We start from the raw sequence: 12,530 nt of genomic DNA, 5'->3' as shown, positions 1-12,530 counted from the left end.
CTTAAATCTCCTCGACGAAGCTTAAGCTCTGTCGGCGAAAATAGGCTAAACCCAATGGTAAACATACCACGATCACCAAACTCATGATTAACAAAGCGGTCCAGTCTGGCTGTGTTCCTTGCATCAAAATATCTCGATAAGCTTTCACCATCTGAACCATTGGATTGAAGTAGTAGATTAGGGGGATATTTTTCACGCTGGTATCATCATAAAAAATGGGAACCAGATAAAACAATAATTGTAACAAAACCCCTAAAGTATGCTGAGTATCCCGAAAAGTGACATTGAGGGCGGCTAATAAATAAGACAAAGTCACTGTCAGCGCAAATTGAATTAATTGTAAAATAGGCAAGTAAAATGCTACTGGTGTTAACTGTACCCCATCCCAGAGCAAAAACATAATTAATACAGGTAAGGCTAAGATAAAATGAATCAAACCTGTGGTAGTAATCACGACGGGTAAAATTGCCATCGGAAAACCGGGCTGACGAACCAGGGGACGATTGGCAATAATGACCCCTGTGGCCTGATAAAGCGAGGTTTGAAACCAATTCCAACTTAATAATCCCGTAAAGACAAAAGAGGCATAGCGAGGGATATTGATGGGAATAACGGCCTGAAAAACAAAGGCAAAAACGGCTAATTGCAATAAGGGATTGATCAAAGTCCAAGCAATTCCTAAAAAAGAACGCTTGTAGAGTAATTTCATATCACGACTAACTAATTCACGCAATAAATCCCATTGCTGAATTAAGCGTCGGCGAAAAAGACTTGTTTGAGTAATTTTCATAGCTTAGTTAATTCGCATAGCTTGCGGCTCTGTTTTTTGCTGTTATTTGACTGGCTCGATAAGCTTGAGGACTTTGTAACATCCCTAAGATTTCGGGAATAATTAAATATCTGGGTAGTTTCCGATAACCACGTACTAGGCGGCTGATGATCCAACCTCCTAACCAATCATAAACAAAGAAGCGCAAAATACTAGACGAATTAACTGTTTTATTGTTTAGGCAAGTGAGCAAATAAACGCCGAAACTACAGCCATTATCGCTAAGTTGTCGCCATAGGGCTGAGCGGCTGCGCCTGTGGGTGTGCCACACTAGCATCGAGGGTTCGTATGCTATCGTATATCCTTTAGCCACTAAACGGTGAAACATTTCTACATCGCCACAGCCCCGGCTAGGGGTTCCCACATCCAATGCGGGATCGAAAGGGCCTATTTTATCGAAAATTTCTCGGCGAAAAGCCATATTCACTCCAACACCAAAACTACTGGCCCAGAGTAAATTCGTTTCGGTGATTCTCTCTTTGTTAATGATACGACGATTAAAGCCATGACCCATGCCCCCATAATCAAACTCAAACAAATATTGAGCATCGGTTTCTAATTCTGCGGGTGCTACTAAACCGGTTACGCACATGACTTCTGGCTGCTGAAATCCCTGAGCGATCGCTCTTAACCAGTATCCATCTACTTTAGCATCATCATCAGTGAAGGCGACTATGTCATAATGAGCTTCTTGAATGCCTCGGTTACGGGCCCAGTCAAGTCCGGGTCTAGGTTCACAGACATATCGAACCGGCAAGGTTTGAGCCAGTTTGGCGGTAGCATCATTACTGGGTGCATTATCTACAATAATGATTTCATACTTAGGATAATCTAGATTTAAAAGGGCTTTTAGACATTGTTTGAGTAGCTCTGTTCGATCACGGGTACAAACTACTATACTGATGGGTTCTAGAGGGGGATTTTGGGAGGCCAGGGGACTAATTTCTTGTCCCATCATTCTATTAAGTAATTGTTGCCCTAAATTTTTTATAATGGCTTCTTCTAATTGTTGGGCAGAAACCATCGGGATATTAACATCGGGCAGAGAATACCAAACCCAACCTAAAGGTTGATGAAGATAACGAACCAAAATCCAAAAGCTGTCAAATCCTTCCCCGCACCAAACCGGTTCTAGTTTTTTCGATAAGTCTATATCAAATACTTTCGTCGCCATATTGATTGAGTATTAAATTTTTTTAAAGGTTAACTAAGTCTAACTGTTTTTGAGTATTAAAAGGCAGAAGAATGTCTTGGCTTGATGTTTCTAAATTGACAGCTTGTAGTAATTGCCAAGCAAAGTCAGTCATCAACAGAGGGCGAAGATGAACGCTTCTTAGTCTTTCTGCTCCAGAGCAAGGAGCAATCCGGCCGATGGGATGCTCTCCATAGCGAATTCGCAAACTAACGGGACGTTGTTCATCTATTAGTTGCTCGGCTTTTTCTAATCCTTGTTTTAGGTCAATTTCAATTTCTAATCCTTCTGAGTTGGGTCGAATTTCTCCGCCTTGTAGATAACTAATTAAGCCTTTATAGGTTTTTAATTCGTCGATCATTCCTCGTAAATACCAATAACCATGTAATCGATTATTGAGTTTTTCCCAAGTCTGCCGCATTTTCAGCATTTCTAGGAGATTTAATAAAGCTCTTAATACAAAAGCTAATAGATCAGTCCATTGAGAAAATTGAAAGATGAACTTTTGTACAATCTTTTCTAACCAAGGTGAGGATTCCCCAAATGAAGCCACTCGCAGTTTATACATTAAATCTGGGTGACAACGACCAAATAATATATCGGCTTTTCCTTCTTGTCGTTTTCGTCTGAGGGAACGGTCTAAATCAGTGACTTCATCGCAGTGATCGCCCATAGCGGCTTTAACGAAAATCAAATCCGCTCCGGCTTTAAGTAATCTGGCTCCTAATTCATAATCTTCTCGACAACGAAAGCGGCTGTCAAAGCCTCCTACTTGTTGAAATAAACTAGCGGGTAAAGAAAAGTTTCCACTTAGTAAATCTTCATAAGTATAACGGTGGCCCGCTTTGCCCATGATATAAAATTTTTCTTCCCACCATGCCCATAGTCTAATCTGAAAAAAACTCGATTGATTTGCTAGTTTTGGGGGCAGATATCCAATGACAACTTGATCGGGTTTTTGGCTATGAGCGCGGACATGAGCTTCGACAAAGTATTCTGATGGCTTAATATCATCATCTAAAAAAATTAAGAGAGAACCGCTTGCTTTTTCGGCTCCTTTATTACGGGCAACTGCGGCTCCTGAACCGGGTTGTTCTAGAAAAACCAATTTAAAAGGTGCTTCATATTTTTCTAGCATTTCAATTGTATTATCCTGACATCCATCGGCAACGACCACCACTTCTAAGTCATCTAGGGGGTAAGTTTGTTTTTGCAGTGCATCTAAAAGACGCTGTAAAGATAAACACCGGTTATGAGTGGGGATAATTAAACTGATCATGGTAAATAAATTAATTTTTGTGCGTTGATTCTTGGCTGTTTACTTTTGATATTTCATTTTGTATTGTCTTCGGGAGACAAAATAAGACCAAGGCCCGACTAAACACCCTTTAACTTCTGCTAAAAGAAGCTCTAAAGGGGTACTATTGGGAGCTTTAAAAATTGATTTAATAATATTGGGGAGTTGCTGATTAAGAAACCAACCCATAGGCAGAAGTAAAACGCCTAATTCTCCTTCTACTAATAAGCTACGAGTCCAAAAGGCATAGACTCCGGTCCCGTATCCATAAAGGGTTTTACTCATTTCTGGCCAAGTTCGACGATGACGATGCCAGCTTAATGCTGTTGGGTCATAAACAATTTTATAGCCTTGGGCTAGAATGCGAGAGAATAAATCATGATCTTCCCCACAACGAGTAGGGGTTCCTACGCCTAATATTTCGTCAAAGTTTCCTACTGTTTCTAATAGTTTTTTGTGTAAGGCCATATTGGCCGAAACGCCTATGCGGGCCACGTGATAGCGATGAGCCTCAATGCCGTCAAAAACAAGACGTTTAAAGCCGCGTCCCAAGGGGCTATAACTTTCAAACCATTCTTGAGCTTCATTTTCTAGTTCTAGCGGCATGACTTGCCCGGTGACACAAAGCACTCTAGGATCGTCAAAGTTACGCACCAGTGAGCGCAACCAATTGGGATCGGGGGTGGCATCATCATCTGTAAAAGCGACAATGTCGTGTTTAGCTTCTTTTAGGGCACGATTGCGAGCCGCACTTGAGCCGGGGCGATCTTCTCTAATGTATTTTACTTTAGGGTAATTTTCAAGGACAATTTTTTGGGTTATATCTGTAGATGGGCAATTATCAATCACGATGGTTTCTTGTCCATCATCAGGCAGATTCATTAAAGCTTCTAGACAGCGTTTAATATCTTCGGGCCGATCACGGGTACAAACGGCTACTGTGGCTAAAGGTGGGGTGAAATGGGGGGTTTCATGCCAATTTAAATAATCTTTAAGCCATTGATCCCATACTGGCCAACCGGCGGCTTCTAGCAGTTGATTTCTAATTTCTGCTATGTTTAAAGAACCTTGATAAATAGGAACAGTAATTTTGCCGACGGGTTTTTGTCTGAACCGAATCAAAATAAAAGCTCTACTGTAATTATCTAGTTGTGTAATTTTTTCTGGGAGATTGGTTAGATCCAGATCGAGAACAGCCGTTGCCATAAAATAATTCGCTCTTTTTGATAGGGAACAGGTAACAGGAAATTAAATTCAAGGTGTACCTCATTAATGTGAGAAAGGCTATATATTAATTCTTATGCTGCTGAGGTACAGGGTTGTCTAGTTTTAGGAACGGAGAACAGCAAATTCGGTAAATAAAAAAGAGATAAGGATATACCTTATTAGAGTAGCAATACTTTATAGTAGCAAATTATCGCTAAATTATACCAAAAAACAAGACTTTTGCAACCTAGTACCTAAAAATATTTTTAGATAGGGTTTTAACCTCAAAAATAGTCAAATGCTTAATATTTATATGTTTGAGAGCATTTTACTTGTTTTGAGGTTTGACTAGGATGCTTGGGAAATTTTCTTGGTTGGGTTTTCCCATGCCTTAACCTAACGACGAGGTTTTGAAAGTGATGTAAGTAGTATTATAAACATTATGAGGTGAGGAAGTGCTTGGTTCTTGGCTATTGCTCACAAGGAGCCAGCAGTAAAAATAGATGGAGCATTAGGGACAATTACTCAAAAATTTGAGCTTTAATGGCTTATTTCCATTCATTCGCCCCAATATCGTATCCTGTACCTTGAGGTAATGCAGAGCTATAAAAATCATTAAGCCCAGTATTAATACCGAAATTACTATTCAAATTTAACCCAGCATTAATTAATGGAGAGGTAGATCCTAATTTATAGGCATCTAATGAAGCCAAGTTGTAAGTATTATTAATGGTAGTACCTCCACCAGCATTAAGTAATCCTGGAGCAACACTTAATCCTACATTTTGAGAGGATACTTTTTCTTGATTGGTGGCGGCTTGCCAGTTCGTTAAACTATCATAAGTGGTACTTCCCCAGGTAATTTTAAAGGCTCCTCCTGTGGAATAATAGTCATTTCCTTGAAATAACAAATCTTTTGAACCATTAAGTTGACCAGCCGTAACTTCAACTAATTGTACTCCATTAGTGGTCTGAAAAATATTATTACGCAGATGCAAACTACTAACATCCAAAGTAGCAGCAGCAGTGTTTTCAATTTTTAGGGCTTTAGGGTTTCCTGTGGTGGCAGGACTGATAAAAACTGTATTATTGTAAACTTCTGTATTAACGATTCTGCCATAAACGTAGATGCCTCCATAACTATTTTTACGTCCATCATTTTCGCTGATATTGTAGCGGACGGTATTGCCTGTAAAGCTATAATTATCGACTCCTTGACAGAGTAAATAGCCAGCCCCATCATTCCCATGAGAGTAGTTATATTGCATGATGGAATTAGAGACATTTTGGTCAAAGTCAAATCCCCCTCCATCCTTTGTTCCACCTGTGCGGTTATTATAAGACTCATTGTATTGAATGAGCATATTGTTAGAATCATAAGTCCATATTCCCACTGGCCCGGCACCTGTATCATCCAATTTTCCATTATCATGAGCAATGGAATGTTCAATTTTGCCGGTGTTGACGGCTCCTAAAACTATGCCGCTACCACTACCGTTCCAGGTTCCGGGTGTGCCAAAGTTGTTGTAAGCTTGTACATAATCAACATTGACGTTTTCATGACTGTTGGGGAGTTCAGCATAGGTCATCAATCCACTAATACCATTGTCATGAACAATAGTATTACTAACGGTCACATTGCGATAGCCGCTATTTTGATTCCAGCTACCAATTTTTATACCACTGTCTTTAAAACCACCGACATCTACATTACTAATATTGATATAGTCCAGCTTGGTATTATTCGCTAAATCATTGTAAAAATTCATCCCGTTACCGGTGTTAGTACCCGTGCCAGAACCAACGATGGCAAGATTAGAAATCTGATAACCTCCAGTGTTATAAGCTGTAATGCCTGTACCGGTGCCGGCATTAATGATGGCTTTTCCTGTCCCATAGGAGCTAATAATAATGGGGGCCGCGCTTGTACCTACATCTCTATTATTAAAAGAAAGGTTGCCGCTAAAAGTTGCTCCTCCTTGAAAGAGAATACGATCACCCGCTTTGAAATTTATATTATTAAGCTTAGTAATAGTTTTCCAGGCTTGAGTAGGTGAAGTGCCAGCACTTTTATCATTTCCTGTTGGACTGACATAGTATGTAGTTCCAGCCGTATAGTTTAAGACTGAAACATTGACGCTTGCTGTGGTAGTTGCTCCATAACTATTACTGACAGTATAAGTAAAACCCGCATTGCCAGTAAATTCATAATTAGGAGTGAAAATAATATTTCCCGTACTATTTAAGCCAACAGTTCCATTGACAGCATTACTCACTCCCGTAAGTTTTAAAGAAGCACCATTGGGGTCACTATCGTTTTTGAGTAAGTCGCTAGATAAGAGAGTAATACTAAAATTTTTATAGCTCGTCGCACTATCGTTTTGAGCCATAGGAATGCTATCTAATGCACTAAGAGACAATATAGAACTGTTAGTAATGTCTGCCATAACCTTATTCTCCTCGATTTTTTAAGAAAATAATTTTGCTTGGATAATACATTATTGATCTTTATATAATTAAAAAGCTCCCGTACAAATAACGATTTTTCATAAAGATCAACTTAAAAATAAGTATTTTCTTTTACCGATATAATTTTCCTATAAAGACAAAACTATAGTTAAAACTAAGGTTGTTTCGGTATCAGAAATTAGAACAAATTAATAACTATCTATTACGCAAAGCGGCTAAGCTGCCATGCATAGCTTTTTCGGCCTCGTGCAAAAAAATGTTCATAATGATACAAAATCTCGGGGTGGGTTACGGAGCGGCTTTAAACCTATCTGTTCTATATAAGATTTTTCTTAGAAAATTTTTTTTTGGCCAATGTCAGCAAAACTATAATCGATTGGCCCAAATGCAAAAGAATAACAACAAGTTATACATCACTAACAAGAAGTAATACACTATTTCTCAACTCACTTATATAGAATGTTATTAGATCCAACGTAAAAGCCATTTAAGATAGATTTATGGAAAATTTGCTCTCTAATAGCTTTATATCTGTCATAATTCCAGTTTACAACGGCGGAGAGGGCTTTCATAGATGTTTAGAAAGTTTAGCAACTCTTGATCCTTGTCCCCTAGAAATTATTGTTGTCGTTGATGGTGGCACGGATGAGTCTGGTAAAGTTGCAGAAGATTTCGGAGCTACCGTGATTAGACAACCCGTTAACTGCGGTCCAGCCACAGCAAGAAATATAGGCGCAAAAATAGCTAAAGGCGATATTCTACTTTTTCTTGACGCAGATGTAGCGGTTTATTCGGACATTTTAGCAAAAATAAGTCAAGTTTGGCAAAATAACCCTAATTTAGAGGCTTTAATAGGTTCTTATGACGAAAATCCTGGAGAAGCTAACTTTTTATCTCAATATAAAAACCTTTTTCATCACTATACCCATCAACAAGCCTCTGAAGAAGCCTCAACATTTTGGGGTGCTTGTGGAGCAATTCGGCGTGATGTCTTTTTAGAAATAGGAGGATTTGACGAAAGTTATCGTCGTGCTAGTATTGAAGACATTGAATTAGGGTATCGACTTAAAGCCGCCGGCTATTCGATTCGACTTTGCAAGTATATACAAGTTAAGCATTTAAAACGCTGGACTCCTCTGTCTTTACTAAAAGCTGACATTTTTTACCGCGCCATTCCTTGGACAGAGTTAATTCATCGTGATCAATGTTTAATCAACGATCTCAATCTACAATGGTCGAGTCGATTCAGTATTGTTTTAACTTATAGCTTATTAGCGGCGTTTCTGGCTGCGCTCTGGTTGCCTAAATTTTTCGTTGTTGTATTTGTTTTAGGTTTAACTTTAGTGGGCCTTAATCTCTCTGTTTATCGCTTCTTTAAAGAAAAACGTGGCTGGACTTTTACTCTAAAAGTTCTTCCTTGGCACTGGCTTTATTATTTTTACAGTGGTTTCGGTTTTGCAGTGGGAACAGCAAATTATATGATTAAAAATAAATATAAAAAAAATCTATATAATTTAGCTTTAAGTTAAATTAAATTTTAATATTAATCATCAAAAATCTGTTAATTAATTGGTTTTAATAATTCTCTATCCTGCGTAAACTTCTATGACTTGTACAAAATTGAACTTAATTAAAAATAACCCCAAAAACAGCGTCCATTCTACCGTAGTGATCGGAGGAGGCCCAGCAGGTTTAACTGCCGCTTACCAATTAGCTAAACATGGTTTAAAATCTGTCGTTTTAGAAAAAGCCGATAAAGTGGGAGGCATTGCCCGTACAGAAACCTACAAGGGCTATCGATTTGATATTGGCGGTCATCGCTTTTTTACCAAAGTGCCAGAGGTTCAACATTTATGGCAGGAAGTGTTAGGAAATGATTTTATTAAGGTGCCTCGTTTATCCCGCATTTATTACAACAAAAAGTTTTTTAGTTATCCCCTAGAACCCCTCAACGCGCTTAATAACTTAGGAATGATTGGGAGTTTGCGGATCATGTCTAGTTATTTAAAAATTAAATTACGTCCTCTTCCCGAAGAGAAAAATTTTGAACAATGGGTAACTAACCGTTTCGGTGAACGTCTTTATCAAACATTTTTTAAAAGTTATACGGAAAAAGTTTGGGGAATTCCTTGTACTCAAATCCAAGCAGACTGGGCGGCACAACGGATTAAAGGACTTTCATTAAAAAAAGCCATCATTAATGCTTTTTTTGGCAGTAATGATACAAAAACTCTCATCAAAGAATTTGACTATCCTATTTTAGGGCCAGGCATGATGTGGGAGCGCTTTGAAGAGAAATTAAATCAAAAAGGCTCACCAGTTTACTTAAATACAGAAGTTATTAAGATTGAAAGAGAAGACAAAAGAATTAAGCGTATTCTTGTTCAACAAGAAGGAAAAAATTTCTCTATTGAAGGAGACAATTTTATTTCAAGTATGCCGATTTCTGCTTTGATTCATCGACTTGATCCTTTGCCGCCTGAAGCAGTTCTTAGAGCAGCCAGAAGCCTTAAATATCGAGATTTTTTAATTGTTGCTCTCATTATTGACCAAAAACATCTATTTCCGGATAACTGGATTTATATTCACAGTCCAGAATTTAAAGTCGGACGAATTCAAAATTTTAAAAATTGGAGTCCGGCGATGGTTCCGGATGCCAATAAAACCTGTCTCGGAATGGAATATTTTTGTAGTAAAGGAGATCAACTTTGGGAGTTATCAGAGAAAGAGTTAATTGCTTTAGCCAGTCGTGAAGTGGTTAATTTAGGGTTAGTAGATAGCATTGATAAAGTTAAAGATGGTACAGTTATTCGTCAATTAAAAGCTTATCCCGTTTATGATGCTGAATATACTCAGCATTTAGCCGTGCTTCAAGACTATCTTGATAGCTTTGAAAATTTACAAACCATTGGCCGTAATGGAATGCACCGTTACAATAATCAAGATCACTCGATGTTAGCCGGTCTTTTAGCGGCAGAAAACATCATGGGAGCGAAACATGATTTATGGAAAGTGAATACAGAACGCTCTTATCAAGAAGAATTTGTTGTAAAACAATCAAAAACTAAAACTTTAACTTTGGCGAGTACAAAATAGAAGAAAAATTATGAATAATTTAAACCCATCTAAACCTGTTATTCTAGTCACTGGCGGAGCCGGCTATATTGGTTGCCATGCTGTAAAAGCTTTACAAAAAGCTGGCTATGGAGTGATCGTTTTAGACAACTTAGTCTATGGTCATCGTGAGATAGTCGAAGAAGTTTTACAAGCGGAATTAATTATCGGAGATATTAATAACCGCCCTTTGCTAGATGAGATATTTTCTCGCTACTCGATTGATGCTGTCATGCACTTTGCGGCTTATGCTTATGTAGGAGAATCTATGATGGACCCGGCTAAGTATTACCGCAATAATGTTGTAGGCACTTTAACTTTATTAGAAGCAATGGTAGCGGCTAATGTTAAACGGATAGTTTTTTCTTCTACCTGTGCTACTTATGGAGTTCCTGAGTCTATTCCTGTGACAGAAGACCAGCCGCAAAATCCTATTAATCCCTATGGCCGTAGTAAATTAATGGCAGAAAAAATCTTAGCAGATTTTGATCGGGCTTATGGACTAAAATCAGTTTGTTTTCGCTATTTTAATGCGGCAGGTGCAGATCCTCAAGGACTACTCGGAGAAAAGCATGAACCTGAAACTCATTTAATTCCTTTGGTTTTACAGACAGCTTTAGGTTTAAGAGACTCTATCTCTATTTTGGGTACAGATTATCCTCTCCCTGACGGAACTTGTATTAGGGATTATATTCATGTAGTTGATTTGGCGAATGCTCATATTTTGGGATTAGAATACTTGCTCAAAGGAGAAGAGAGCAACGTTTTTAATTTAGGAAATAGCAAGGGTTTTTCTGTTAGAGAAGTAATCGAAACCGCTAAAGTCGTCACAGGAAAGCCTATTAAAGTCATTGAAGAAAAGCGCCGCTTAGGAGACCCACCGGTTTTAGTGGGAAGTAGTGAAAAAGCTCAAAAAATATTAGGCTGGCGACCTCAATATTCAGACTTAAAAGATATTATTACTCATGCTTGGAATTGGCATCAAATAAGTGTAGAGAGAGCTAAAAATATACAGCTAAAAATTAGTGCTGATCTTGTTCCCGCTAGTGTGCCGCTAGTTTCTGTTATTATTCCTGCTTATAATGCAGAAAAATTTATTAAAGGAACTCTGAGGTCTGTTTTATCTCAAACCTACAAAAATATAGAGGTTTTGGTGATTGATGATGGTTCTCAAGATAAGACTCAAGAAATTGTTCAAGCTTTTGCTCGTCAAGATAAGCGAGTTAGATTATTACAACAAGCGAATTCTGGGGTAGCTGCCGCGCGGAATTTGGGCATTCAACATTCTAAAGGAGAGTTTATTGCGCCGGTGGATGCTGACGATATTTGGTATCCCGAAAATATAGAAAAACAAGTACAGTGTATGCTTGAAGGGGGAGCGTCTGTAGGTGTCGTTTATTCATGGTCAGTAGATATTAATGAAAATGACCAACCTATAGGCTCTTTTCGTGCGGCTAAGATAGTGGGAAATGTATATTCTACTTTACTTTGTCATAATTTTTTAGGAAATGCCAGTTGTACCATGATTCGGCGCAGTTCCCTAGACAAGGTAGGATGGTATAGTGATGAATTTAGAAAGCAGAATGCTCAAGGCTGTGAAGATTGGGACCTTTATTTACGGATTGCCGAATTTTATGAATTTAAAGTTGTTCAAGAATTTTTAGTCGGTTATCGTAAGCTTTCAGAAAGTATGTCTCGAAATTACCACACGATGGCTAGGTCTCATGAGTTGATTTTAAAAAAGGTTCAAGAAAATAAGCCCCAAATTCCTCAGCTTTTTTATCGCTTATCAAAAAGCAATTTATATATCTATTTTGCCGCTCAAAGTAGTAAGGCGGGGAATCAAAAAATAGCAAAGTTTTGGCTTAAAAAAGCGGTTAAAGCAGAATTGATGACTTTTTTGATACGTCCTGAATTATATAAATTATTAATGCAAAATTTGGCTGTTTCTTCCTGGGAATTTTTACGCTTAAAAACCTCTGAGAGCCAGCCAAAAGTTTCTAAGTTAATGAGCAAAACGAAACCCTTAAGCTTTGAAGAAATACAAAATAATAAAATTTCTCAAGCAGGGGTAGTAGCGGTTAATGATATGTTTCATTTTGTGATTAAAAACGCCTATACTGCATTAACAAAGTAAAAACAAAAGGGAGCATTCTAATTTTGCTCTCTAGGTTAAAAAGCAAGCGGCAAAGGTTTACGGTGTTAATAAATGTAAAATGCCTAAAACCATTGCCTCTCACTATATTATATTGTTTGTTAAATATTACCGAGAATTTTGGGTTTAAAAACTGTGTGATACTGAATCCGGCTTACTTACCCCCCTTTAATTTCCTCACCCTGAAGGGGCTGGCTCAACGAACAGAGCAATCCTACGCGGGCTAAATTATAAAAGGGGTAACTAACCAGGATTTGGTATGAACAGG

8 protein-coding genes and 1 pseudogene are annotated in these 12,530 nt (G+C 38.1%); 4 read left to right on the top strand and 5 right to left on the bottom strand.

Annotated features, from left to right (window positions below):
- Position 1: 1 nt before the first annotated feature.
- The 5 genes from CYAN7822_RS28295 to CYAN7822_RS28275 all read right to left on the bottom strand — a co-directional run bounded on the left by CYAN7822_RS28295 (position 2) and on the right by CYAN7822_RS28275 (position 6,971).
- Complete coding sequence (locus CYAN7822_RS28295) at positions 2-790, bottom strand: ABC transporter permease (RefSeq protein ID WP_013334397.1); 789 nt, start codon at positions 788-790, stop codon at positions 2-4.
- Positions 791-797: 7 nt separating this feature from the next.
- Positions 798-2,003, bottom strand: a complete 1,206-nt coding sequence (locus CYAN7822_RS28290; protein ID WP_013334396.1) for a glycosyltransferase family 2 protein — start codon at positions 2,001-2,003, stop codon at positions 798-800.
- Between the two features lie 22 nt (positions 2,004-2,025).
- The gene (locus CYAN7822_RS28285; RefSeq protein ID WP_013334395.1) at positions 2,026-3,300 is read right to left on the bottom strand and encodes a glycosyltransferase family 2 protein; all 1,275 of its coding nucleotides are present in this window, start codon (positions 3,298-3,300) and stop codon (positions 2,026-2,028) included.
- Between the two features lie 39 nt (positions 3,301-3,339).
- Entirely contained in the window at positions 3,340-4,524 is a 1,185-nt protein-coding gene (locus tag CYAN7822_RS28280; RefSeq protein ID WP_013334394.1) for a glycosyltransferase family 2 protein, read from the bottom strand.
- 548 nt (positions 4,525-5,072) lie between these two features.
- A complete protein-coding gene (locus CYAN7822_RS28275; protein WP_013334393.1) occupies positions 5,073-6,971 on the bottom strand; it encodes an Ig-like domain-containing protein in 1,899 nt (632 codons plus the stop codon).
- A gap of 522 nt (positions 6,972-7,493) precedes the next feature.
- On the opposite strand from CYAN7822_RS28275, the gene CYAN7822_RS28265 reads away from it, so the two are divergent.
- From CYAN7822_RS28265 to CYAN7822_RS39715, 4 genes and pseudogenes are all read left to right on the top strand, one after another.
- The gene (locus tag CYAN7822_RS28265; RefSeq protein WP_013334392.1) at positions 7,494-8,522 is read left to right on the top strand and encodes a glycosyltransferase family 2 protein; all 1,029 of its coding nucleotides are present in this window, start codon (positions 7,494-7,496) and stop codon (positions 8,520-8,522) included.
- Between the two features lie 76 nt (positions 8,523-8,598).
- Complete coding sequence (locus CYAN7822_RS28260) at positions 8,599-10,089, top strand: NAD(P)/FAD-dependent oxidoreductase (RefSeq protein ID WP_013334391.1); 1,491 nt, start codon at positions 8,599-8,601, stop codon at positions 10,087-10,089.
- 10 nt (positions 10,090-10,099) lie between these two features.
- Positions 10,100-11,092, top strand: a pseudogene (gene galE, locus CYAN7822_RS39720) (UDP-glucose 4-epimerase GalE); the annotation flags it as partial.
- 63 nt (positions 11,093-11,155) lie between these two features.
- Positions 11,156-12,244 carry a glycosyltransferase family 2 protein gene (locus tag CYAN7822_RS39715; protein ID WP_245602830.1) on the top strand — a complete coding sequence of 363 codons (1,089 nt, stop codon included), beginning with the start codon at positions 11,156-11,158 and terminating at the stop codon, positions 12,242-12,244.
- The last annotated feature ends 286 nt before the right edge of the window (positions 12,245-12,530 follow it).

The organism is Gloeothece verrucosa PCC 7822 (assembly GCF_000147335.1).
In the GTDB taxonomy this organism is placed as follows: domain Bacteria; phylum Cyanobacteriota; class Cyanobacteriia; order Cyanobacteriales; family Microcystaceae; genus Gloeothece; species Gloeothece verrucosa.
Note: the sequence above shows the minus strand (reverse complement) of the source record. Positions and strands in the feature narration are given on the sequence as shown.

Excerpts from the sequence above, each read along its gene's own strand:
- CYAN7822_RS28285 (WP_013334395.1), bottom strand. The coding sequence starts at position 3,300 with ATGATCAGTTTAATTATCCCCACTCATAACCGGTGTTTATCTTTACAG.
- CYAN7822_RS28280 (WP_013334394.1), bottom strand. The coding sequence starts at position 4,524 with ATGGCAACGGCTGTTCTCGATCTGGATCTAACCAATCTCCCAGAAAAA.
- CYAN7822_RS28290 (WP_013334396.1), bottom strand. The coding sequence starts at position 2,003 with ATGGCGACGAAAGTATTTGATATAGACTTATCGAAAAAACTAGAACCG.
- CYAN7822_RS28265 (WP_013334392.1), top strand. The coding sequence starts at position 7,494 with ATGGAAAATTTGCTCTCTAATAGCTTTATATCTGTCATAATTCCAGTT.
- CYAN7822_RS28295 (WP_013334397.1), bottom strand. The coding sequence starts at position 790 with ATGAAAATTACTCAAACAAGTCTTTTTCGCCGACGCTTAATTCAGCAA.
- CYAN7822_RS28260 (WP_013334391.1), top strand. The coding sequence starts at position 8,599 with ATGACTTGTACAAAATTGAACTTAATTAAAAATAACCCCAAAAACAGC.
- CYAN7822_RS28275 (WP_013334393.1), bottom strand. The coding sequence starts at position 6,971 with ATGGCAGACATTACTAACAGTTCTATATTGTCTCTTAGTGCATTAGAT.